The organism is Streptomyces sp. DSM 15324, from assembly GCF_001514285.1.
Taxonomy (GTDB): Bacteria; Actinomycetota; Actinomycetes; order Streptomycetales; family Streptomycetaceae; genus Streptomyces.
Genome location: NZ_KQ949028.1, coordinates 498,921 through 522,690, shown reverse-complemented (window position 1 = coordinate 522,690; position 23,770 = coordinate 498,921). Strand labels below are relative to the sequence as shown.

17 protein-coding genes and 1 pseudogene are annotated in these 23,770 nt (G+C 74.3%); 8 read left to right on the top strand and 10 right to left on the bottom strand.

The annotated features are described in order from the left end of the window. Positions 1–313 precede the first annotated feature (313 nt). Genes AQJ58_RS21915 through AQJ58_RS21905 form a run of 3 tightly spaced genes read left to right on the top strand, consistent with a single transcriptional unit; the run spans position 314 to position 3,799 of the window. Positions 314–2,053, top strand: coding sequence for a carbamoyltransferase family protein (locus tag AQJ58_RS21915; RefSeq protein WP_067252514.1), 1,740 nt, complete (start codon positions 314–316; stop codon positions 2,051–2,053). After that, positions 2,050–3,249, top strand: coding sequence for a DegT/DnrJ/EryC1/StrS family aminotransferase (locus AQJ58_RS21910; RefSeq protein ID WP_067252513.1), 1,200 nt, complete (start codon positions 2,050–2,052; stop codon positions 3,247–3,249). Before AQJ58_RS21915 ends, AQJ58_RS21910 begins: the two co-directional genes overlap by 4 nt. Before the next feature lie 37 nt (positions 3,250–3,286). Next, on the top strand, positions 3,287–3,799 hold the full coding sequence (locus AQJ58_RS21905) for a glutathione peroxidase (protein ID WP_067252511.1): 513 nt from the start codon (positions 3,287–3,289) through the stop codon (positions 3,797–3,799). Here AQJ58_RS21905 and AQJ58_RS21900 read toward each other — a convergent pair. Continuing rightward, positions 3,784–4,890 carry an NAD(P)/FAD-dependent oxidoreductase gene (locus AQJ58_RS21900; protein ID WP_067252510.1) on the bottom strand — a complete coding sequence of 369 codons (1,107 nt, stop codon included), beginning with the start codon at positions 4,888–4,890 and terminating at the stop codon, positions 3,784–3,786. The genes AQJ58_RS21905 and AQJ58_RS21900 overlap by 16 nt on opposite strands. Before the next feature lie 408 nt (positions 4,891–5,298). Continuing rightward, positions 5,299–6,729 carry an amino acid permease gene (locus AQJ58_RS21895; protein WP_067252507.1) on the bottom strand — a complete coding sequence of 477 codons (1,431 nt, stop codon included), beginning with the start codon at positions 6,727–6,729 and terminating at the stop codon, positions 5,299–5,301. A gap of 185 nt (positions 6,730–6,914) precedes the next feature. Between AQJ58_RS21895 and AQJ58_RS21890 the strand changes: the two genes are divergently transcribed. Together AQJ58_RS21890 and AQJ58_RS21885 are read left to right on the top strand one after the other, a co-directional pair. Beyond that, positions 6,915–7,613 (top strand): FadR/GntR family transcriptional regulator, encoded by a 699-nt coding sequence (locus AQJ58_RS21890; protein WP_067252505.1) that lies wholly within the window; start codon positions 6,915–6,917, stop codon positions 7,611–7,613. A gap of 50 nt (positions 7,614–7,663) precedes the next feature. After that, positions 7,664–9,136, top strand: a complete 1,473-nt coding sequence (locus AQJ58_RS21885; protein WP_067252504.1) for an APC family permease — start codon at positions 7,664–7,666, stop codon at positions 9,134–9,136. A 60-nt stretch (positions 9,137–9,196) separates the two neighbouring features. On the opposite strand, the gene pqqE is transcribed toward AQJ58_RS21885, so the two are convergent. From pqqE to AQJ58_RS21850, 7 genes and pseudogenes are all read right to left on the bottom strand, one after another. Continuing rightward, positions 9,197–10,306, bottom strand: coding sequence for a pyrroloquinoline quinone biosynthesis protein PqqE (gene pqqE / locus AQJ58_RS21880; RefSeq protein WP_067252503.1), 1,110 nt, complete (start codon positions 10,304–10,306; stop codon positions 9,197–9,199). Continuing rightward, entirely contained in the window at positions 10,303–10,575 is a 273-nt protein-coding gene (pqqD, locus tag AQJ58_RS42665; RefSeq protein WP_420712174.1) for a pyrroloquinoline quinone biosynthesis peptide chaperone PqqD, read from the bottom strand. The genes pqqE and pqqD overlap by 4 nt, the downstream gene beginning before the upstream one ends. A 224-nt stretch (positions 10,576–10,799) precedes the next feature. Next, positions 10,800–11,531 (bottom strand): annotated as a pseudogene (pqqC, locus tag AQJ58_RS21870) (pyrroloquinoline-quinone synthase PqqC); the annotation flags it as partial. Further along, positions 11,528–12,427, bottom strand: a complete 900-nt coding sequence (pqqB, locus tag AQJ58_RS21865; protein WP_067252502.1) for a pyrroloquinoline quinone biosynthesis protein PqqB — start codon at positions 12,425–12,427, stop codon at positions 11,528–11,530. The pseudogene pqqC and the gene pqqB, both read right to left, overlap by 4 nt. A gap of 9 nt (positions 12,428–12,436) precedes the next feature. Further along, entirely contained in the window at positions 12,437–12,577 is a 141-nt protein-coding gene (gene pqqA, locus AQJ58_RS21860; RefSeq protein WP_067252500.1) for a pyrroloquinoline quinone precursor peptide PqqA, read from the bottom strand. Positions 12,578–12,617: 40 nt separating this feature from the next. Further along, a complete protein-coding gene (locus tag AQJ58_RS21855) occupies positions 12,618–13,772 on the bottom strand; it encodes a PQQ-dependent sugar dehydrogenase (protein ID WP_079079093.1) in 1,155 nt (384 codons plus the stop codon). Further along, a complete protein-coding gene (locus AQJ58_RS21850) occupies positions 13,769–14,872 on the bottom strand; it encodes a PQQ-dependent sugar dehydrogenase (protein WP_234360164.1) in 1,104 nt (367 codons plus the stop codon). Before AQJ58_RS21850 ends, AQJ58_RS21855 begins: the two co-directional genes overlap by 4 nt. Before the next feature lie 344 nt (positions 14,873–15,216). Between AQJ58_RS21850 and AQJ58_RS43410 the strand changes: the two genes are divergently transcribed. Genes AQJ58_RS43410 through AQJ58_RS21835 form a run of 3 tightly spaced genes read left to right on the top strand, consistent with a single transcriptional unit; the run spans position 15,217 to position 20,766 of the window. Next, positions 15,217–16,095 (top strand): hypothetical protein, encoded by an 879-nt coding sequence (locus AQJ58_RS43410; protein WP_159056286.1) that lies wholly within the window; start codon positions 15,217–15,219, stop codon positions 16,093–16,095. Then, on the top strand, positions 16,095–18,404 hold the full coding sequence (locus tag AQJ58_RS21840) for a bifunctional serine/threonine-protein kinase/ABC transporter substrate-binding protein (RefSeq protein WP_107122109.1): 2,310 nt from the start codon (positions 16,095–16,097) through the stop codon (positions 18,402–18,404). Before AQJ58_RS43410 ends, AQJ58_RS21840 begins: the two co-directional genes overlap by 1 nt. 10 nt (positions 18,405–18,414) lie before the next feature. Next, positions 18,415–20,766, top strand: coding sequence for a bifunctional serine/threonine-protein kinase/ABC transporter substrate-binding protein (locus tag AQJ58_RS21835; RefSeq protein WP_067252499.1), 2,352 nt, complete (start codon positions 18,415–18,417; stop codon positions 20,764–20,766). A 9-nt stretch (positions 20,767–20,775) separates the two neighbouring features. On the opposite strand, the gene AQJ58_RS21830 is transcribed toward AQJ58_RS21835, so the two are convergent. After that, positions 20,776–23,661 (bottom strand): helix-turn-helix transcriptional regulator, encoded by a 2,886-nt coding sequence (locus tag AQJ58_RS21830; protein ID WP_199844644.1) that lies wholly within the window; start codon positions 23,659–23,661, stop codon positions 20,776–20,778. Positions 23,662–23,770: the final 109 nt, after the last annotated feature.

Sequence of the window (23,770 nt, the reverse complement as noted above, 5' to 3'; positions counted from 1 at the left end):
GAGGAGCTTGAGACGGTTTTGGCCGTCGCGATGGGCGAACATCGTCTCGCGATAATCACGTTTCAGGGCCATGCCTTATCACCGCATCCAGGTCGTCCGGCGCATGACTCTTCCGTTGACCGCGAGTCTAAGTTCACCCGGAAGACAGGGTCAATGTGGCCCACGGCTGCCGGCTGCCTTCGTCCGGATCACGACCCGAATCGTCCGGAGGATGGCTCATATGCGTCTGACGACGGGCCGGTTGGTACGGGGTAGCGTTATGCCGACGTACTCGCCAAATCAGTGTGCCGGAACTGGGAGTAAGGACGGCAGTATGCTCGCTCTGGGACTCGGCGGTTCCAACCACGACTTCTCGGCCTGCCTCGTCGAGAACGGTGAGATCGCCGTCGGTATTGAAGAGGAACGGCTGACTCGGCGCAAATACGCGGTCAATGTGAATTCTCTGGCCAACCAGTGCTGGCGTTACTGTCTGACCGCGCGCGGGGTCCGTCTCGGCCAGGTGGAGGCGATCGTCGCCGACGACACCCTGCTGCCGAGCTGCTACTTCCCCTTCCGCAGCCGTACGACGCTGATCCGGCACCATCTGGCCCACGCCGCCAGCGCCTTCCACCCCTCGCCCTTCCCGGAGGCCGCGATCCTGGTGGTCGACGGGGCGGGCAGCCTCTTCGACGGGCAGGGCGTGGAGACGCTCACGATGTCGGTGGGAAGCGGCACCGAGATCACCGAGATCTCCAAGGTGTTCGGCACCAACTGGAGCACCGACGGACTGCGCGACACCCGGGTCTACCAGGCCGGGGACAGCGACCACTCGCTGGGCTTCCTGTACAAGGCCGTCAGCAGGGCCATCGGTTTCACCCTCTACGAGGAGGGCCGCTGGTACCTGACCGAGGACGGCAAGACCATGGGCCTCGCGCCCTACGGCACCGACCGCTGGCGCGGTGAGTTCCACCGCCATCTCGACCTGCTGCCGGAGGGCCGCTACCACCTGCACCTCAAGGACGGCGGGCTGCTGGACTTCGTCGAGCACGCGCTGGACGGGTTCGAGGGCGACGAGCGGTTCGCCCGGGGCGCCGATCTCGCCTGGGCGGCCCAGGACCTGCTGGAGACCGCCGTGCTGCACGCCGCGCGCTGGCTGCACCGGGAGACCGGGCTGACCCGGCTGTGTCTGGCGGGCGGGGTCGCCCTCAACTCGGTGGCGAACGGCAAGATCCTGCGGGACACCCCGTTCACCGAGATCTACGCCCAGCCCGCCGCGGGCGACAACGGCTGCGCGGTCGGCTGCGCCTACTACGGCCACCACGTCCTCGGCGGGCATCCCCGCCCCCGGGCGCCGCAGGCCCGCGGGGCCCGGGGACCTGCGGCGGCGCACGCCGGCGGCGCGGCGCCGCGCCCGCAGACCCATACCTACCTGGGCCGTTCGTACGGCACCGAGGAGATCCGGGCCGCGCTGGAGGCCTCGGGCCTGCCCCACCGCCGGGTGGCGCGACCGGCCCGGGTCGCGGCCGGACTCCTGCCGCGGGGCGCGCTCATCGGCTGGTTCACCGGAGGATCCGAGTTCGGGCCGCGGGCCCTCGGCCACCGCAGCATCCTGGCCGACCCGCGCCGCGCGGAGATGAAGGACATCCTCAACAGCAAGGTCAAGCACCGGGAGGCGTTCCGGCCGTTCGCCCCCGCCGTCCTCGCCGAGCGGGCCGCCGACTACTTCGACCTCGACATCGAGTCGCCGTACATGCTGATCGTCGCGCCGGTGCGGGAGGACAGGCGACGGGAGATACCGGCCGTCACCCATGTCGACGGCACGGCCAGGGTGCAGACCGTGACCCCGGAGGCGAACGGCGCCTTCCACGAACTGGTGGCCCGGTTCGGTGAGATCACCTCGGTGCCCGTGGTGCTCAACACCTCCTTCAACGACCGCGGGGAGCCGATCGTGGAGACCCCCGGGCAGGCGCTCGCGTTCTTCGGGCCGAGCCAGCTCGACTATCTCTTCCTGGAGGACTTCCTGGTGGCCCACAGCGTCACGGACCTGGACGCGGTGACCGAGGAGGCCGGGTGAGCGACGGGCCCGGGATGCGCTACGAGACCTGGCGGGCGCTCGCGCTGTGGGGGGAGGAAGAGGAGGCCGCCGCCCTGGAGGTGATCCGGTCCCGGTCCCCCTTCCGCTACTACGGGCCGGACCTCGCCCACCGCACCGACGCGTTCGAGGCCGCGTTCTCCGCGGCGACCGGGGTCGCGCACACGGTCGCGGTGTCCTCCGGCACCGCCGCGCTCACCGCCGCGCTGATCGGTCTGGGGATCCCGGCGGGCGCGGAGGTGATCGTGCCCGGCGTGACCTTCGTCGCCAGTGTCGGCGCGGTGGTCGGCGCCCGGGGCATCCCCGTCTTCGCCGAGGTCGACGACTCGCTCACCCTGGACCCGGCGCGGCTGGAGGAGCGGATCACGGGGCGGACCTGGGGGGTGATGCCGGTCCATCTGCACCACGCCGCCGCCGACATGGACCCGATCACGGAGGTCGCGCGCCGGCACGGGCTGCGGGTGGTCGAGGACGCGGCGCAGGCCGCCGGCGTCCGCTACCGGGGCCGGCCCGTCGGCGGCCTCGGTGACGCGGGCGCGTTCAGCTTCCAGCTCGACAAGAACATCACCGCGGGCGAGGGCGGCGCGGTCACCACCTCCGACGCCGACGTCCGCGACCGGGTGGCCCGCTACCAGGACCAGGGCGGCCAGTTCACCACCGCCAAGGGCGCGACGCGGGGCACCGCCGACGCCCCGCCGTTCATCGGCACCAATCTGCGCATGACCGAGCTGGCCGCGGCCGTGCTCGGGGCCCAGCTGCCCCGGCTGCTCCCGATGTGCCGGCGGCTGCGGGACGTGGCCCGCCGGGTGCGGGCCGAGACCGCCGATCTGCCGGTGCGCTGGCGCCGCCTGCCCGACGAGGAGGGCTCGGGCGGCGATCTCACCCTGTTCGTGGGCTCGCGGCTGCAGGCCCGCGCCGTCGTCGCCGACCTCCACGCCGCCGGCATCCCGGCGCACACCCTGTACCAGGGCCAGCCGGTCACGGCCAACCGGGCGGTGCGCGAAGGGCGTACGCCCTGGGGCGTGGAGTGGGAACGGCCGCCGCGTCTGCGGACCAGCGAGGCGCTGCTCGGCCGCTCCGTGACCATCGCGCTGGGCGCGGCCATGACCGACGAGGACGTGGACGCCGTGGTCGCCGCCGTCCGCAAGGCCTGCCAGGGCATCGACGCGGCCGGCTGAGCCGTACGGACCGACCGGAGCGGAGCGAGACACCGACATGAGCCTGTACGACATCCCCGTCCGCACCCTCGCCGGTGAGCCGGGCGATCTGAGCCGCTACCGGGGGACGGCCCTGCTCGTGGTGAACGTGGCCTCGCGCTGCGGGCGCACCCCGCAGTACGCGGCGCTGGAGGAGCTGCACCGACGCTACGGACCGCGCGGGTTCGCCGTCCTCGGCTTCCCCTGCAACCAGTTCGGGCAGCAGGAACCGGGCAGCCCTCAGGAGATCCGGGAGTTCTGCTCGACGGCGTACGACGTCACCTTCCCCCTCTTCGAGAAGGTGGACGTCAACGGCGTACGGCGGCATCCGCTGTACGCGCTGCTCACCGCCGCACCCGACGAGCGGGGGGTGGCCGGGGACGTCGAGTGGAACTTCGAGAAGTTCCTGGTGTCGCCCGAGGGCGCGGTGGCGCACCGCATCCGCTCCCGGGTGAAGCCGGACACCCCCGAGGTCACCGGGCGGATCGAGGCGCTGCTGCCCGCGTCGGGACGGCGTCAGGCCGCCGTGTAGCCCAGCTGGCGCCGCATGAACGGGGTCATCAGGGTCTTCGCCTTGGCCAGGGTGGTGGTCCGGGTGCCGAGGACGGCGGTGTCGCCGCCCGGCACGGGCAGGACGGTCACCCCGTCGGACGGACCGAACGGCACGATGAGCGGGGTGCGGTGGATCGCCCGGTAGGAGCGCGACCGCTTGCTGTGCCGGCCCGGACTGCGCAGATACGCCCCGATGTTGTGGGCGGCGGTCTCCGCCTGGGAGAGCGCCGCCGGGGTGACCTTCAGCTCGCCCACGTCGTTCACGTCACCGACCGCGAACACGTCCGGCCGCCCCACCACGCGCAGCATGCCGTCGACCTTGACGTGCCCGGTGCCGTTGAGCCAGTCGCCGTGTCCGGCCAGCCGCAGCCAGAGCGTGTTGGGGGTGGTGCCGGTCGCCCAGAAGGAGAGGTCGGCGGAGAGGACGGCGCCGCGGCTGTCGCGGTAGGTGGCGAAGTCGTTGCCCGGCGAGATGAAGGAGTCGAGCCGCACCTGCACCCCGTGCGACTCCAGCCAGGCGCGGGCCCTGCGGCCGGCCCGGGCGCTGCCCGTGGAGGTCAGCAGTTCCGCTCCCGAGTGGGCCAGCGTGACCCGGGCATCCGGCCGGGCCAGCCGGATCTCGGCGCTGAGCTCGACCCCGGAGGGCCCGCCGCCCACGACCAGGATGTGCTCGGCACCGGCGATCTTGCGCTGGTGCTGGCCGAACATCCTCGCCGCCTCCTGAGCCGTCCCGCCGCTGAAACGGGCCGGTTCGGGGTAGTCGGCGCCGGTGGCGATCACCAGGACGTCGTACGGCAGCCGTTCGCCCGCCGCGAGGACGACCTCCCGGCCGACCGGATCGATCCGAACCGCCTTGCCGACGACCAGCCGGCCGTGGCGCAGCAGCCGGTCGTACGGGATGAACGGGGTCACCGTCCATTCGGGGCGCACACCGGCGCGCAGGGACGCGATGCGGTGGAAGAAGACCTCCTTGCGGTCCACGAGCGTGACGTTCGCCGTCGCGTCCAGGCGTTTCGCCAGGCGGACGCCCGCGTAACCGCCGCCTATCACCACTACGTTGCCGTCTCGCACAACGAGTCTCCTGTGCTGCGTGGGGGGGATTGACGGGAGCGTAGCCCTTTGAAACCTAAAGTACTTGGGGAGTCGGTGGAGGTTCAGTGAAGACGTGTGACGGCCGCCGCCCGCGCGCCGTCACCACCGGCCCACTGATCCGCCGCACCACCAGTCGGGATGGCAACACCGCTGCGGCTGTGCGGAGTTGACAGCGCATCACCGTCGGGGGAGGGGGTCAGCCCGGTGCTGGTCACGCACAACCTGCATCACGCGTTCCACGGCGGCGGTCGTGGAGGGGCCAAGGGACTGCGCCGCTTCCGCGAGGGCGGGCCCGTCGCCCGACCGGCGGCGCCCGCCCGGAACGCCGACGGGGCCGGACCCGCCGTAGGAGAGGCGGGTCCGGCCCCATCGGGCCGGTTCGCGGGGTTACTCCTTCGAGGAGGTCACCGCGTCGTGCGCGGCGCCCCGGCCGAGGCGCTGGCGGACCACGGCGACGACCACCACGCCCACGGCCACCAGGGTGGACAGGACGACCTGGTCACGGCCGCCGCCCTCGGCGGTGTCGGTGAGCATGTAGAGCAGGACGAAGGTGATCAGGCCGATGGTGGCCCAGGTGAGGTAGGGGTAGAGCCACATCCGCACGACCAGCTTCTCGGGCGTCTCCCGCTCGATGATCCGGCGCATCTTCAGCTGGGAGAAGCAGATCACCAGCCAGACGAACAGGGCGATGGCGCCGGAGGAGTTGAGGAGGAACTGGAAGACGGTGTCGGGCCAGAGGTAGTTGAAGGCGACCGCGACGAAGCCGAAGACGACCGAGGCGAGGATGGCCGCGCGCGGCACACCGCTGTCCGTGGTGCGGCCGAAGGAGGCCGGGGCGTCGCTGCGGCGGCCGAGGGAGAACGCCATGCGCGAGGCGGTGTACAGACCGGAGTTGAGGCAGGACAGCACCGAGGTCAGCACGATCGCGTTCATGATCTGGGCGGCGTGCGGGATGCCGATGGAGCTGAGGGCGGCGACGTACGAGCCGTCCTTGAGGATGGCCGGGTCGTCCCAGCGCAGCAGGGAGACCACGATGAGGATCGAGCCGAGGTAGAACACGGCGATCCGCCAGATGACGCTGTTGGTGGCCTTGGTGACCGCGCCCTGCGGGTCGGCGGACTCGCCGGCCGCCAGGGTGACGATCTCGCTGCCCATGAAGGAGAAGACGACCATCAGGACGCCGGTGAGGATGGCGCCGGGCCCGTTGGGCAGGAAGCCGCCGTGCGCGGTGAGGTTCGAGAACCCGGACGCCGGGTGGTCCGAGCCGGGCAGCAGGCCGAAGATCGCGAGGCCGCCGACCACGATGAACGCGGCGATGGCGACGACCTTGATCCCGGCGAACCAGAACTCGAACTCGCCGTAGGAGCTGACCGAGACCAGGTTGCTGGCGGTCAGGACGACCATGACGATCAGGGCCCAGCCCCACTGCGGGACCGCGGGGATCCAGCCGGCCAGGATCTTGGCGCCGGCGGTCGCCTCCACCGCGAGGACGACGACCCAGAAGAACCAGTAGAGCCAGCCGATGGTGAACCCGGCCCAGCGGCCGAGTGCCCGGTCGGCGTAGGCGGAGAAGGAGCCGGAGGTGGGGTTGGCCGCCGCCATCTCGCCGAGCATCCGCATCACGAGGACGACGAGGACGCCGACGAGGGCGTACGAGATCAGGATGCCGGGGCCGGCGGTGGCGATGCCGGAGCCGGAGCCGACGAACAGACCGGCACCGATGACTCCGCCGATCGCGATCATCGACAGATGGCGGTTCTTCAGTCCGGCCTTGAGACCGGGCTCTGCGGGAGGGGCTTCGGGGAGGGTTGTGGTCATCTCGACATCCGATGAGGAGGGGACGGGCTGTCGAGGCGCGAAATTAGTTCACTACGATCGAAAAGAACAAGGCTTGTTTAAGTGTTCACCTTGCTCTATTTTGCAGGCAACGTGGAACCCTCGCTTCCGGGAGCCCTCCGTGCACCGCGCCGCAACCCCGCTCAGCAGGCCGTTAGGGTGGCGCCGTGGTGAATCCAGCGGGCAAGTTCGGCCCCTACGGCGGCGGGGACGCCCGCCTGCGCTCCGGCGGGACCCAGACGGGTTCGGACCTGGTCCGTTCCCGGGTCGCGCTGCGGGTGCGCCTGAAGTCCGTGACACCGGGCGAGAGGCTGCCGGACGCCGGCGTCCTCGCCGAGGAGCTGGGGATCGGTGAGATCACCGTGCGCCGCGCGCTGGAGGGGATGTGCCAGGACGGTCTGCTCGACCGGCGGCGCGGCCGGGCCGGCGGCACCTTCGTCGCCGCCGACTGGGACACCGTCGTCGCCCTGATGCACGACGCCGAGGAGGCCGCCCTGCTCGACTCCTTCCATCTGCTGCTGGAGTGCGGACTGGTGGCGCACGGCGCGGGCGAGGTCCCCGAGGGCTCCCTCGAAGGGCTGCGGTCGCTGGTCGCGGAGATGGACCGGGCCGAGGACCCGGCCCGGCTGGTCGAGCTGGAGACCCGCTTCCACCTCGACCTCGCCGAGCTGCTCGGCGGCGCCGGCATCCGCGAGTTCGCCGCCGATCTCCTGGGCCGCCAGTGCCTGCTGCTGCCCCCGCCCGGCCCGGCCGTGGTGCGGGCCCGCAACCGCTGCCACGCCGAGCTGCTCACCGAACTCGGCCGCGGCGCGATGGACCCGGCCGTACGGGCCGTGAAGGAACACCGGCGGGCCGGCCCGAGCTGACGGCCCGCCGCGCCCCTCGCCCCGCCACCGTCCCCGAAGGAGCAGTCGCCATGTCCGACCCCGGAGCCGTCGGCCCGCCGCCGACGTCGGGCCCCGCCGGCGGCACGCCCCAGCGGCTGCGCGGCGGTGTGCTCGGCATGGCGGACATCGCCGCCGCCACCATGGCCAACGTCGGCCCGGCCATGAGCTTCTTCTTCGGCTTCGCCTTCCTCGCCGCCACGGCCGGCGTCGCCTCCCCGCTCACCATCGCCGCCGCGGGCGTCGCCGTCGCGCTGCTCGGCAACACGCTCGCCGAGTTCTCCCGCGCGCACCCGTCGGCGGGCAGCTTCATCACCTTCGTCGGCAAGACCTTCGGGCCGGTCAGCGCCGTGACCACCGCGCTGCTCGCCGGACTCGGCTACATCATCGCAATGGCCTCGGTGATCGCGATCTCCGGCGGGTTCGTGCAGATCACCCTGCACCACTACACCGGCATCGACCTGCCGTGGATCCTGTGGACGCTGCTGCTGACCGGGGTGTCGGTGGTGCTGATGCTGCGCGGGATCGTGGTCTCCACCAAATGGGCCGGCTATTTCTTCGGCGTGGAGATGCTGGTGCTGGTCGTGGTGTCGGCGGCGGCGCTCTTCGAGCACCGCGGCGGCCTGTCCGCCGCCCCGTTCCTGCCGGGCCATCTGCGCCACGGCCTCAGCGGGCTCGCGGCCGGGTTCCCGCTGGCGGTGTACCTGTTCATCGGCTGGGAGAACTCGGCGGCACTGGCCGAGGAGACGGAGAACCCGCGGCGCAACGTCGGGCGCGCGGTGCTCTTCTCCGTCGCGATCATGACGGTGAGCTACATCCTGTTCTCGTACGCCACCGTCACCGGCTTCGGCTACGACACGGCGGCGCTCGGCGACTCCCCCCTCCCCTTCATCGACGTCGCCCACCACACCCTCGGTGCGCTGGCGGTCCTCGCCTATGTCGGCGGGCTGACCTCCACCCTCGGCGTGCTGATCGCCGGCATCAACTCCCAGGCCCGGCTGATCTTCAACGCCGGACGCGAGGGACTGCTGCCGTCGTTCTTCGGGTACGTCCACCCGACGCGTCGTACGCCCAACAACGCGATCGTGACCTTCGCCGTCACCTCGCTGCTGATCATCGGCGGCTGGGGGCTCGGGCACGTGCTCGGCCCCGACGGCGGCCGGATGGACCCCGTGGTCTTCTTCACGGAGTCCTCCAGCCTGGGCGCGCTGCTGATCCTGCTGGTCTATCTCGCCTCGAACATCGCGCTGCCGCTGTACTACCGCCGCTACCGGCCGCAGGAGTTCCGGACCGTACGGCACCTGGTGCTGCCGGCGATCGGGGCGCTGGCGATCCTCGTCCCGCTGTACTACCTCGCCAAGCCGGGGCAGCCGGCGCCGTACAGCTGGTTCCCCTATGTGGCGCTGGTGGCGCTGGTCGTCTCCGTCGGGTACGCCACGGTGCTGGTGCGGCGGGATCCCACGTTGGCCGAGCGGGTGGGGTCGGTGGTCGCCGACGTCGAGTAGCCCCGCGGGCCGGTCGCGCCCGCGCGGCGGAGCCGCAGGCCGGTAGGGCCCCGCGCCCCGTCAGGGCACGGATGCTCCCGGCCTGCGGTAGACGTACGGAGGTGGGGGTGCCGCGGTGCGCGGGTCGGTGAGGGTGGTCAGCAGGGTGTGGTCCGGGGACAGGGCGCAGGCCGGGTCCGTGCGGGCCGGGTCGCCCGTCAGGGCGTAGGCCTGGCAGCGGCAGCCGCCGAAGTCCTCCTCGCGACGGGGGCAGGTGCCGCAGGGACCGGTCATCCGCCAGTCGGTGCCGCGGTAACGGGTGAAGGCGGGCGATTCATCCCAGATCCAGGCGAGCGGGTGGTCCCGTACGTTGGGCGGGTCCAGGCCGGGCAGGGCGGCCGCGGCCGGGCAGGGCAGTGCGGTGCCGTCGGGGGTGACGGTGAGCGAGACCGCTCCCCAGCCGCCCATGCAGGGCTTGGCGATGCCGTCGAAGTAGTCGGGGACGACCCAGACGAGGTCCATGCGGCCGGCGAGCCGCTCGCGCCGGTGCTCGACGGTCTCCCGGGCGCGGGCGAGCTGCTCGCGGGTCGGCAGCAGGGCCGCCCGGTTCAGCAGGCCCCAGCCGTAGAACTGGGTGTTGGCCAGCTCCACGCGGTCCGCGCCCCAGGCCTCGCCCAGGTCGATGAGGTCGCCGACGGAGTCGAGGTTGTCGCGGTGCAGGACGACGTTGAGGCCGAGCGGGAGGCCCGCCGCGCGGACCAGGGCGGCGGCCCGCTCCTTGGCGGCGAAGGCGGACGGGCGGCCGGCGATCCGGTCGTTGGTCAGGGCGTCGGAGTGCTGCACCGAGAGCTGGACGCTGCGCAGCCCCGCCGCGCGCAGCGCGCCCAGCCGGGGCTCGTCCAGGCCGGTGCCGCTGGTGACGAGCTGGGTGTAGACGCCGGCGGCCTCGGCGGCCGCGACGATCCGCTCCAGGTCGGGCCTGAGCAGCGGTTCGCCGCCGGAGAGGTGCGTGTGGACCACGCCCAGTGCGGCGGCCTGCCGCAGGACGTCGGCCCACTCGTCGGTGCCGAGTTCGCCCGAGCGCCGGGCCAGTTCGAGTGGATTGGAGCAGTACGGGCAGTGCAGCGGGCAGGCGTGGGTGAGTTCGGCGAGGAGGGCCCAGGGGCGGGCAGGCGGGCCGGCGGGGGTCATCTGAGCCAGCCCTCCCCGCGCAGCCGGTCGAGGAAGGCGGGCACCTCCGCGGCCACCGGGGCGCCCGGGAAACGCGCCGCGAGTTCGCCGACGATCCCGGGGACGGTACGCGTCCCGTCGCACAGGCCGACGACCTGGCTCGCATGGCCTTCGAGGACGACCACCCGTTCGGGCAGGAGCAGCAGGTCGGCGCCGCGCACCGGGTCGTGCCGCAGCATCAGCGCCGGCGCGAGGGCCGGGCGCCAGGCGGTGACGTCCGTCGCCGTCACCCCCGCACCCGCCAGGGCCGCAGATCCCGCCGGGCCGCCGCGCCGCCGTCCGCCGCGCCGACCGGCCGGGGCCCACCGCTGCGGCCCGCACCGCGCCGCCAGGGCCGGCTGTCCGTCTCCGGCCGCTCGGCAGGGACCGCTCGCTCGGTGCGGGTGCCGGGTCCGTCCCCCGTGGTGTGCTCACCCCGGGCGGTGGACCGCCACGGGCGCAGGTCCGCCCGGGGGCCGGGGGCCCGGTTCCCGGTGCCGGCCTGTTGGACCGCGTCGAGCAGGGCCCACAGCACCTCGCACTTGAAGGTGAGCGCGGCCAGGGCCCGCCGCTGGTCCTCGCGGGTGCGGGCCCAGTCCAGGACGAGGGCGAGGGCCTCCGTGCTGTCCCGCCGGCCCTGGTCGACACGGGTGCGGAAGTAGCCGAGGCCCTGCGGCTCGATCCACGAGTAGTGGCGTGCGAAGGCGTCGATGCGCACCCGCATCAGATCGGGTGCGGTCAGCTCGGTGAGCGAGGCCGCGACGGCCTCCAGCGGGGACCGCAGCCGGCAGAAGTTGACGTATCCCTCGACCGCCAGGCGTACCCCGGGCAGGACGGAGTCGCCGCTCAGCAGGGCGCGACGGTCCAGGCCGGCCGCCTCGCCGAGCCGCAGCCAGCGCTCGATGCCGCCCTCGCCGTCCGCGCGGCCGTCGTGGTCCTCGATGCGCCGCACCCACATCCGCCGCAGCCGGGGATCGTCCAGCTTGGCGGTGATCAGCGCGTCCTTGACGGGGATGTGCCGCTGGTAGTGGAAGCGGTTGGTGATCCAGGCCCGCATCTCCTCGGGCCGCAGGTCGCCCTCGTGCATCCGGAGGTTGAAGGGGTGCCGGTCGTGGTAGCGCTCCCGGGCCACCGCGCGCAGGCGGTCCTCGAACGCGGCGCGGTCCCAGGGTCCGGCTTCGGCCCGGGGGGCGAGGGTCGTGGTCACAGCTCGATCACCAACTCGTCGTCGGCCACCTCGATGCCCAGCCGGGCGAGCCGCTTGTGCTGCGCCGCGGTCGGGTCGACCAGGGGGTTCGTGTTGTTGAGGTGGGTGTAGTAGCAGCGGGCGGACAGCGTGGCGAGGATGCCCGCGGTGCCGCCCGGACCGTCGATGGGCAGATGGCCCATTCCGGTGGCGGTGCGGGAGGAGATGCCGGTGCGGCGCGGCTCCTCGTCGTCCCAGAAGGTGCCGTCGACGAGGACGCAGTCGGCCTCGGCGGCGACCCGGTGCAGGGCGTCGGACCAGGCGGCGACGGCGGGCGCGTAGACCGCCGTACGGCCGGTGGCCGGTTCGTACAGGCGCAGCGCCACCACCCAGGCCTCGTCCTCGGGGGCGTCGGCGGCGTACCGGGGACGCTTGGCGGAGACGGGGACGGCGGTGATCCGCAGGCCCTCGTCGGGCGGGCCCAGCGGGTGCGCGCCGTGGCCGGGGAGGTCCCGCCAGGTCAGGGAGGTGTAGGGGCGGAGGATGTCGCCGAGGCGCAGGCGGTCCTGAAGGGCCCGGCGGACCGGGGCCGTGGCGTGGATCTCCAGGGCGTCGGCCTCGCGCAGCCGGGCGATGCCCAGGGTGTGGTCGAGTTCGGCGTCGGTGAGGACGACCCCGGCGATCGGTGTCTGGCGGGGGCCGGGCCCGGGGTGGAGCGCGGGGTGGGCCTCGATCTGGTCGCCGATGTCGGGGGTCGCGTTGACGAGGTACCAGCGGCCGTCGTCCGTACGGACCGCGAGGGAGGCGTGGCGGCGGCGGCGCTCGGGATGCGCGCGTGCCCCGGAGCAACCGGGGCACGCGCAGTTCCACTGCGGGATGCCGCCGCCGGCCGCGGTGCCGAGCAGCTGGAGCAGCACGGCGGCGGGCTAGCGGGCCGCGAGGGAGTAGGCGGTGACTTCCAGGGCGGTGTCGACGACCGTGTAGCCGGGGGTCCGCCAGACAGCGCTGTCGGGCGCCTCGGCCGGGGCCGTGGGCCGGTGCTCCGCGCGCTCGGTGGTGTCGTTCATGGTGGGTGCCTTCCTTCCGGAGGGACGGGTCGGGATGGGTTCACCCCTCGGTGAGGGGAGCCTGGGGGGCCGGGGCGGGAGCCGGTCCGAGGGTGACCTTCAGGAGCGAGTCCTTGTCGGTGCCCCGGTCGCTGGTGCCGAGCCAGAGTTCGTCGGCGCCGGGCACCTTGGCAAGGGCGCGCAGCCGGCCGTAGGCGCCGGTGTAGTACGCCACGGCGGTGCCGAGTCCGGTGCCGGTGGCGTCGATGGGCAGCGCCCAGAGCCGCTCGCCGCGCAGGGTGGAGACGTACAGGACGTCGTCGGCGATCGCGGCCTGCGCGGGCACACCTCCCTCGGCGGGGTGCCAGACGTGCAGGGGGTTGGTCATGCCGGGGGTGGTGCAGGTCCCCTCGCAGGTGGGCCAGCCGTAGTTGGCGCCGGGGCTGATCAGGTTGACCTCGTCCCAGGTGGAGTCGCCGATCTCGGTCTCCCACAGCCGGCCGCGCGCGTCCCAGGCGAAGCCCTCGGGGTTGCGGTGGCCGAGACTGTAGACCCGGGTGCCGAAGGGGTTGCCGGGCGCCGCCGCGCCGCTGGTGGTGAGGCGCAGGATCTTGCCGTTGAGGGAGTCCGGGTCCTGGGCCAGGGGCTTGTTGCGGGCGTCGCCGGTGCTGACGTACAGGTAGCCGTCCGGGCCGAAGGCGATCTTCCCGCCGTTGTGGTCCCCGCCTCGGGCGATGCCGCCGAGCAGGACCTGGTAGTCGCCGAGCGAGGTGCCGTCGTAGCGCATGCGGACGACCCTGGTCTCGGAGGCGGCCGTGTGGACGAAGTAGACGTCCTGGTCGGTGGTGCCGTTCCAGGTGGGCGAGGGGGCGACGCCGAGCAGCCCGCCGCCCTCGCCGAAGTCGCCGCCGGTGGGGGCGAAGACGGTGGCGGGCACCTCGCCGGCCTTGGTGCGGGAGCCGTCCCGCGCCACCGTCCAGACCGCGGCGCTGTGCCGCTCGGTGACCAGTGCCTTCTGCCCGTCCGGCAGGAAGGTGACGGTCCAGGGCCGGTTCCACCTCTCGGAGAGGACGGAGACGGCCGAGGGTTCGGCCGCGGCCCGGGGGGCGCCGGGCCCGGGGTGGCCGACCGCCGGCGCGGGGTGCGCGCCGCAGAGCGCGAGGGCGGCGCCGGCGGCCGTGACGGCGGCGGCCACCACGCGGCGGTCCGGGCTCATTTGACGGTGACTTCGAGGATGCGGTCCTTGCCGTCGCCGCCGTCGGTCGTGCCGACCCAGAGCCGGTCGGTGCCGGGCACCTTGGCGAGCGCGCGCAGCCGGCCGTAGCTGCCGTTGTAGTACGACTTCCCGGCCCCGACGGCCTTGCCGGTGCCGTCGATCGGCAGCGCCCACAGCCGCTGCCCGAGCAGGGTGGTGACGTAGACGACGTCGTTCTTGACGGCGATCTGGGCGGGTACACCGCCCTGGTCGGGGTGCCATACCTTCTTGGGGTTGGTCATCCCCGCCTTGGCGCAGGATCCCTCGCAGCTGGGCCAGCCGTAGTTGCGGCCCGGCTCGACGAGGTTGAGCTCGTCCCAGGTGTTCTCGCCGATCTCGGTCTCCCAGAGCCGGCCGCGGCTGTCCCAGGCGAGGCCCTGCGGGTTGCGGTGGCCGAGGCTGTAGACCCGGGTGCCGAACGGGTTGCCGGGCGCCGCGGCACCGCTCTTGGTGATGCGCAGGACCTTGCCGTTGAGGGACTTCTTGTCCTGGGCGAGGTTGCGCTTGAGGGCGTCGCCGACGCTGACGTAGAGATAGCCGTCGGGGCCGAATGCGAGCTTGCCGCCGTTGTGGTCGCCGCCCCGGGTGATGCCGCCGAGGACGACCTTGTAGTCGCTCAGCTTGCTGCCGTCGAAGTGCATGCGCACGACGCGGATCTCGGAAGCGGCGGTGTGGACGAAGAAGACGTCCCGGTCCGTGGTGCCGTTCCAGGTCGGTGACGGGGCGACACCGAGCAGTCCGCCCTTGCCGCCGCTCGGAGAGGGCGGCACGGTGTTCGGCACGGTGCCCACCTTCTTCTTGGTGCCGTCGCTCGACTGGAGCCATACGCCGGCCGTGAAGCGCTCGGTCACCAGGGCCCGCTTCCCGCCGGGCAGGAAGGTGATGCCCCAGGGCCTGGTCCAGCCCCGCGACAGAACGCTGACGCCCGTCGGTGCGCCGGCCGCGCGGGTGTCCGCCCGGGCGTCGGCGGCCGCGGGCGGTGCGGGCTGGAGGAGGCAGGTGCCGAGGACAGCGGTGAGGGCGACGACCGCGGCCCGGCCGTGCCGGACTCGATGCGGCACCGGTTGCGCCAAGCGTGACATTCCGAAGCCTTTCCTGTCGTGGGGGCGTGGCGGTGACCGGCCCCGTCGAGGAAGGAGGGCGCCGCCTGATCGGAGAGAGCGGGGAGACGGGAAGCGTGTGCCGTCGCACGGCACGGCTCTCCCGGATCGGCTCCCTCAAGGAGTATCGGGGGGTGATTTCCGGCCGGGCCACCGGAGATCGTCCATCCTGCTGACGGGCCGGTCGTCCAGGGTGCACCCTGGACGAATACGTAATCGGATACGTGGTTCTACGGAGGCGTCCGGCTTCGGGGGCCGACTACGTTCGGTGTGTCGAACGCTGTGAGCCGTGTTGAGGGGACCGAGTGAGAGGCAACGCCCGAGGCGTGCGGGGTACGGGGGTGACCCTGCTGGTGGCGGGGAGCCTGCTGGCGGGGTGTTCGGCCCAGGGGGCGGACGGCGGGGCGGCCCGCAAGAGCGCTTCGCCGTCGGCCGGCGCCGGGGCGGGAGCCACGGCCGGGACGGGGGCCACGGCCGGGACGGGGGCCACGGCCGGGACGGGGGCCACGGCCGGGACGGGGGCCACGGCGCCTCCTTCCGGCTCCGTCCTCTTCACCGCCGACCCCGCGCTGGTCCCCCGGACCGCCAAGGAGGGCGCGGTCCTCGCCGACGCGGTCGTGCTCGCCGCCGGCGACTGGGGCCGGGGCTTCGTCGCCCAGCGGCCGGCCGCGAGCACCCCGGGCACCTGGGCCGTGCTGGACGACGACTGCCGCTGGGAGCGGGAGAAACTGCCGCGCGGGGTGCTGGCCAGTTCGTCCCGCTACAGCCGGCTGCCGGCCGCCGGGGGCAAGGGCGCGGTCAAGGTGACGGCGGCGACCACCGTGCACGCCTCGGTCCTCGGCGCCGACGAGCAGATCTCCACCACCCTGGAGGAGGTGCTGCGCTGCCCGGAGCAGCAGCCGCGCGCCGACGCGCGGATCACCGGCCTCAATTCGATCGGCACCCCGTTCGGCGCCCGCGACCAGGGGTACGCCGACGACTCCGTCATCGAGACCGGCCGGTACACCGAGAACGGCCGCGCCGCCCAGTCGTACTCCTGGATGGTCGCCCGGCTGGGCACGGTCGTGGTGGCCGTCTCCGTGACGGGCGGCAAGGGCAACACCGACGAGGAGCTGAACCAGGTGGGAGCCGAGGCCGTGGCGAAGATGCTGGAACGGATCCAGCTGCGCCTGAAGGGGAACTGATGGAGCCGCTGCGTACCTCCGACCCGTCGCGGCTGGCGGGCCACCGGCTGCTCGGGCGGCTCGGCGCGGGCGGCATGGGGGTGGTGTACCTGGCCCGTTCGGCCGGGGGCACCCTGGTCGCGCTGAAGGTGATCCAGGCCGAGTACGCCGAGGACCCCGGCTTCCGGGAGCGGTTCCGGCGCGAGGCGGACACCGCGCGCCGGATGACCAGCCCGTGGGTGGCGCCCCTGGTGGACGCCGACCCGGAGGCGGAACAGCCCTGGCTGGCGACCGTGTTCGTGCCGGGGCCCTCGCTCGCCGAGGCCGTCGCCGCGCACGGGCCGCTGCCCGCGGGGACGCTGCGGGTGCTGGGGGCGCGGCTCGCCGAGGCGCTGCGGGAACTGCACGCCGCGGGGCTGGTGCACCGGGACGTCAAGCCGGGCAATGTGCTGCTGGCGCTGGACGGGCCGCGGCTGATCGACTTCGGGGTGGCCCGGGATCCCCGGGACACCTCGCTCACCTCGACCGGGGTCGTGGTCGGCACGCCCGGGTTCCTCTCCCCCGAACAGGCGCGGGGCGCGCGCGAGTCGGGGCCGGCGGGTGACGTGTTCTCGCTCGGCTGCGTGCTGGCCTACGCGGCGACCGGCCGCCCTCCGTTCGGCACCGGCGCGCTGGACGCGCTGCTGTACCGCACGGCGCACGACGCGCCCGATCTGGACGGGGTCCCGGAGGAGATCGCCGGGGTGGTGGGCGGCTGTCTGGAGAAGGACCCGCAGCGGCGGCCCACGGCCGAGGCGCTGGCCCGGTCCCTGCCGGCCGCCGCGCCTACCGCGCCCTCCGCGCCCGCCGCGCCGCCCGACCCGCGTGAGGCGCTGCGGGCGGTGCGCCCCGAGGACGCGGACGGGTCCGCCCGGTCCGCGCCGGTGCCGGAGGGGAGGACACCCGAGGACGCGGTCGCCGGGGACGAGGCGTGGCTGCCGGAGCCGCTGGTCCGGCTCATCGCGGAACGGTCGGCGGCGGGACTCGCGCTGCCCGGCGTCGACGACACCGAGATCGACACCTCGGACGCGACCGTGCCGTCCCCGGCCGCTCCCGAGGAACGCGGCACCGGCCGGCGCCGCTTCCTGCTGCTGGCCGGGGGCGCGGCGGCGCTGGTCGCGGCGGGCGGGGGCGCGCTGGCCGTGTGGGGGACGCCCTTCGGCGACGGCGGGGGCAAGGGGTCCGGCGCGGCGCCGGACGACAGCCGGCCCGTGTACACCATCGGGCTGCACGCCGATCTGAGCGGTGACCAGAAGGCGGTCGGGCGGGCCCAGGAGCGGGGGCTGCGGGTCGCGGTCGACGAGTTCAACGCCCGGCGCGACGCGCGGTTCGCGCTCGCCGTGAAGACGGTCGACGACGGCGGTGATCCGGCGCGGGCGGCCGAGGTGGCCAAGCGGCTCGTCGCGGACCGTACCGTCCTCGCCGTGGTCGGTCCCACCACGGACACCACCGCGCTGGCCTCGCTGGCGACGTACGACGCCGCGTCGCTGCCGCTGATCGCGGTGTCGCCCGGCGCCACCGTGCTGGACGTGACGGGCAGCCGGTCCTTCCTGCACGCCCGGGTCACCGACACGATCCTGCCGTTCTACCTCAGCGCGTATCTGCGGGGCACCGCCAAGTCCCGCAGGATCGGGATCGTGGACGACCGGGCGGCGGACACCTACGGCTGGGAGATCAGCAGCACGCTCAGCCGGATCCTGCGCGACGCCCGGCAGCCGGCCGTGCCGAAGGTGGTGAGCGCGCTGCGGACCGACTTCGCGCCGACCCTGGACGCGCTGCTCGACAAGGGCGCCGACTCGGTGGTGTTCGCCGGCTACCACGACCGGGCCGCCCTGCTGGCGCGGGAACTGACCCGCCGTGAGTTCCCGGGCGCCCGGGCCGGCGCGCAGGGGCTGCTGGACGCCCGGTTCCTGTCCGCCGCCGGGGACGCGGCCGAGGGCTGGGCGATCCTCGCCCCGGTGATGGACGCGGCGACGGCGCCCGAGGCCAAGGCGTTCGCCGCCGCCCACCGCAAGCGTTACGGCGCGGAGCCCGAGCGGTACTCCGTCGAGACGTACGACGTGGCGCAGCTCGTGCTCAGGACGCTGGGCTCGCTGGCGGTCGGGGACCGCACCCGGGCCCGGCTGACGACGGCGCTGCGTTCGGCCTCGTACAAGGGGATCAGCCGGAATCTGGCGTTCGACAGGAAGACCGGGGCGCTCGTCGTCGACGGCAGCGGTGTCTACCTGTGGAAGGTGACCGGCGGCCGGTTCGCCTACCAGGGCTGGGCGCCGTACCAGGTCACCGCCTGAGGGGGTGTGGATGGAGCCGTTGCGCGGCGCCGATCCGGCCGGGATCGGGGGCTACCGGCTGCTGCGCCGACTGGGCGCGGGCGGCATGGGCGTGGTGTACCTGGCCCGCTCCACGAACGGTTCGCTCGCGGCGCTGAAGGTGATCCGCGCCGGGCACGCCGACGACCCCGGGTTCCGGGCCCGGTTCCGCCGGGAGGTGGAGACGGCGGGCCGGGTCGTCAACCCCTGGGTGGTGCCCCTGCTCGACGCGGACCCGGACGCGGCCTCGCCCTGGCTGGCCACGGCGTTCGTCCCGGGCCCGTCGCTGGCCGAGGCGGTCGAGGAGTGCGGTCCGCTGCCGCAGGCGACCGTCCGGGTTCTCGGGGCCCGGCTCGCCGAGGCGCTGGAAGCGGTGCACGGGGCGGGGCTGGTGCACCGGGACGTCAAGCCGGGCAACGTGCTGCTCGCGGTCGACGGGCCCCGCATGATCGACTTCGGGATCGCCCGGATGCCGGAGGACACCGCGCTCACCGCGAGCGGCATGGTGGTCGGCTCGCCCGGGTTCCTCTCCCCCGAGCAGGCCCAGGGGCGGGGCCGGGAGATCGGGCCGGCCAGTGACGTGTTCTCGCTCGGCTGCCTGCTGGCGTACGCCGCGACGGGCGAGCGTCCCTTCGGTCCGGGATCCGCGGCCGAGTCCCTGATGCGCACGGTCCACGACGAACCCGATCTGAACGGCGTACCGGAACCCCTGCTGCCGCTCCTGCGCGCCTGCCTGGAGAAGCAGGCCGGCGCCCGGCCCGGGGTGGCCGAGATCCGTCGGGCGTGGGAAGACGCCGGCCCCTGGGACGGGGGCGGCGCGCGCGGGGGTGATCCTCGGGGCGGGGGCGCAGAGCACGGGGAGGGTCCGTGGGGCCGGGGCGGCGAGCGAGGGGCGGGACCCTGGCCCTCGGCCGACGCACACGGGGACGGGCCACGCGGTGAGGTCTGGCTGCCGGAGGGGCTGACCCGGCTGATCGCCCGGCGATCGGCCGCCGTGCTCGCGCTGCCCGACGTCTCCGCCACCGAGGTGCCGGTCACCGCAGGCGACGACGGTGAGGCGACGGCAGGGGGTGAGGGAGGCGGCGGGACGACGGCGGCCGGATCGGGCGGGAGCCCGACGCGACGGCGGTTCCTGGTGCTGGGGTCGGCCGCGGGGGTGCTGGCCGCGGCCGGCACGGCGGCCTGGTGGACCGCCGGACGCCACGGCGGGACCGCGGACCAGGGTGGCTCCACCGCGCTTCCCCACCTGACGCTCGCCGTCCACGCCGATCTCAGCGGCGGCGGCCGGACCACGGGCCGGGCCCAGGAGAACGGGGTCCGGCTCGCCGTCGACCGGCTCAACTCCCGGACGGGGCGCACCTTCGACCTGGCGCTCCAGGTGCACGACGACCGGGGCGAGCCGAGCCGGGCGCAGGAGATCGCCCGGCGGCTGGCGACCGACGCCCGGGTCCGCGCGGTGCTCGGGCCGAGCACCGACGCCTGCACCCAGGCCACCCTCGCCCTGTACCAGAAGGCCCTGCTGCCGATGGTGTCCGTGTCGGTCGGCCTCGACGACGTCTCCGCCTTCACCTACCGGGTGTACGCCGCCACCCGCCCGAACGACGCGACGCTCGTGACGCCCCTGCTGGCGTACCTGGTGCACACCGCCGACGCCCGCCGGACGGTGCTGATCGACGACGCGGCCGAGGGGGACTTCAGCTGGCACCTGTGCTCGGAGCTCGCCGAGTCCCTGCGCGCGGGGCACACGGTGATCCGGCGCACCCTGGCCGCCGACGCCGCCACGGACGGCGCGTTCCGGGCCCTGGCCGAGGCGGTGACGGGTGCCGGGGCCGACGCGGTGGTGTTCGGCGGGGGGTACGCGCGGGCCGCGCGGCTGGCCCGTGCGCTGCGCTCGGCCGGCTTCGCCGGTGCCCGGCTGGCCACCGAACGCGCCTGCGACACCCGCTTCCTCCGCGCGGCGGGCGACGCCGCCGCCGGCTGGGTGTTCGCGACCTCCTACCTGGACCCGGCCCAGGTGACGGCCGCGAAGCCGTTCGTCACCGCCTATCGCGCGCGCTTCGGCACCGCCCCGCCGCCGTATGCCGCCGAGGCCTACGACGCGACCCTGTTCGTGGCCGGCGCCCTGACCGCGCTGGGTCCGGACCGAGCCGAACGGGGCGCCGTCGTGGGCCGGTTGCGGGAGACCGACTACCGGGGGATCACCAAGCGGCTGCACTACACGGCGTCCAGCACGCGCTACAGCCGGGACGCGATGTATCTCTTCCGGGCGTCCGGGGGCGCCTTCCGCTTTCTCGGGCAGTACGCGGACGCCACCGGCGCCTCCACCTCCACGGCCGCGCCCTGAGCATGGGATTCAACCGCTGAACGCGGTCCCCGGCGGGCGCGCCGCGATCAGCACGGCGAGGGCGGCGCGCGAGGAGACACCCGTCTTGCGGTAGATCCGCGAGACATGGGTCTCGACCGTGCGCCGGCTCAGACACAGGCGGGCGGCGATCGTGGGGCTGGTCAGTCCCTCGGCGACCAGTCCGGCGATCTCCCGTTCGCGGGCGGTCAGTTCGGCGAGCCGGCGCTCCGGGCCGTCGGCGGCCTCGGCCACGGTGGGGCCGACCGCGTCGGCGAGTGTGGTCAGCATCGCGGATCCCCCGGCGGCGGCCACTCTGCGCCCCCGCTGCCAGGCGGCCCGCCCCTGTCGGGGCCCGTCCGGGTCCGCCGCCAGCAGCGGGGCGCCCAGGAGCAGGGAGAAGGCCTCCCAGAACAGCGCACCGCTGCGGGCGCTCTCCTCGGCCGCCGCCACGAACAGCTCCGCCGCGGCCCGGGAGTCGCCGAGGCCGAGGGGGATGTGGGCGCCGCTGCGCAGGGCCGCGGCCCGCTGCACGGGCAGGCCCAGCCGCTCGGCCTCCTCGTGGGCCCGCCGCGCCCAGTCCTTGGCCGCGTCCACCTCGCCGAGCGCGAGGGAGGCGGTCACCAGGATCTCCAGGAACAGCGGGCGCATCGAGGGCTGGAGCCGGCCCAGATCCGGGCCGCCCGCGTGCAGCACCGCCTCGCGGGCGCGGGCCGGGTCGCCGGCGGTGAGCGCCGCATAGCCGAGCATGCAACGGGCGATGGAGGCCCACCAGTTGACGCCCAGTCCGGCCGCGCCGACCGCCTCCTCGGCCACCGCCACGGGCCGCGGGTCGCCGGGCGGGCAGGCGGCGACCATCGCGTGCGCCTTGGTGCCGAGGACGAAGGCGAGGAGTTCGTCGCTGCCGATGCCGCGGGCGATGTCCTCGGCCTCCTCGGCCAGTTCCACCGCCGACACCGGACGGCAGATCTGGACGTGCACATGCGCCTTGCACAGCAGCAGATGGGGCAGCAGGGCGAGCTGGCCGGTGCGGCGGGCGATGGCCAGCCCCCGGTCGGCGTGCCGCTCGGCGTCGGCGAAGCGCTCCAGGAACGCCTCGGCCCAGCCCAGCCGGGCGAGTTGCTCGCACAGACCGGTGAGGTCGTCGTCCGGCAGCGAGTCCACCAGGGCCGCCGCCTGACGGGCGTACCGGTCGGCGTCGGCCGTCTCGCCCTCGTAGGCCTCCCCCAGCGCGGCGACGGCCAGCGCGCCGGCGACGCCCACCTCGTCGCCGAGGGAGCGGGCCACCGCGAGGGTGCGGGCCATGTCGGCGCGCACGGTGGGGTACGACGTGTCGTGCGGGGCGGAGGAGCCCAGCTCCAGGCCGAGCGCGACCTGGTCGGCGGGTGAGGGCGCCGGGTCGGTGCGGTGCAGTTCGCGGCGGAGCAGGGCCACCGCCTCCGAGTAGCGCCCCAGATGGCGTTCCATCACGGCGCACAGTACGACGGCGGACGCGCGCGATCCGCCGGCCTCCTCGACGGTGCCCTCCGCGAGACCGTCACCGGGTGCCCCGCCGGCCGGGTCCGGCATGGCGATCACCTGGTGCAGCAGGTCGCGGCTGGCGCGGAGTTCGCCACAGGCGCCGAGGGCGCGGGCCCGGCGCAGCATCAGATCACGGCGGCGCACCGCTCGGTCCGGGGTGTGCGGCAGGTGCCGCAGCACCACGCCGAGCCAGTGCGCACAGCTCGCGGGCGCGGTGTGCGCGGCCTGTTCGGCGGCCCGGATCAGTACGTCCGCCGTCTCGGGGTCCCAGCCGGACAGGGAGCGTTCTGCGTGGTGGGCCCGCTCGGCGGGCGGGGCTCCGGCGCGGGCCAGTGCGGCGGCGGCGAGCCGATGGGTCTCGGTGCGCAGCCAGGGGTCCGTGCCGTCGTGGACGAGACTGCGCAGCACCGGGTGGCGCAGGGTCAGCCGTCCGTGCGGGCCGGGGCGCAGCAGGTCGCGGCGGGTCAGCTCGGCGAGGTCGGCGGCCAGGTCGGCCGGGGCGCGGCCGGTGACCGGGGCGAGCAGGGCGGGGGTGGCGTGATCGCCGAGGGCGGCCACCACCTCGACCAGTCGGCGCTGTCCGGCGCCGAGCGGGGTCAGTTCGTCCAGCAGCAGCGCGCCGAGTCCGGTGCTGGACAGCCGGCTGACGGGGGCGCCCTCGCGGTGCGCCTGGAGCAGGGCCAGCAGGTAGAGGGGGTTGCCCTCGCTCGCGGCGAAGAGCCGGACGGCCTCCTCGCGGTCCAGGCCGGGGGTGAGCCGCTCCAGGCACGCCTGCTCGTCCAGCGGCCCGAGGACGGTGCGGCGCACCGCCTGGCTGTCGGTGCCGCGCTGGAGTGTCGCGGTGAGCGGGGCGGGGCTCTGGCGTTCCCGGCGGGCGACGGCGAGCAGGACCCGGGCGCGCGGGGGGTGCCGTACGAGATGGTCGAGGAGTTCCAGGGAGGCGGGGTCGGCCCAGTGCAGGTCGTCGAGCACCATGACCAGCGGTGCGGTGGCGGCGTGGGCGAGCAGGGCGGCGGTGGCGCGGTGCAGGCCGAAGCGGTCGGCGCGGCGGGCGGCGCCGGTGAGCACCGGCGCGACCTCGGCGGCGGGGAAGGACGCGGGTACGGCGGGGTCGAGGTCGGCGAAGGCGTCGGTGAACGGCTGGAAGGGGATGTGCCGTTCGTACTCCGTGGCGCGGCCGCGCAGCACCGTGGCTCCGGCGCCCGCCGCGCGCCGGCACAGCTCGTGGGTGAGGCGGCTCTTGCCGATGCCGGCCTCGCCGGTGATGTCCAGCACCGCCGGGCGGCCCGCCGCGTCCGCGACGAGGTCGGTCAGCAGCCCGTCGAGCAGCGCCAGTTCGGCGTCCCGGCCGACCAGCGGCATCCGTTCCGTCGTCATGTCCGCGCCCCCTGCGCCCCGTCCTGCCGATCATCCTGCCGTACGCCACCGACAGCGCGGGCGGGGAACATAGGTAGGCGATCTACGTAACACCACGGTTGCCGCCGCC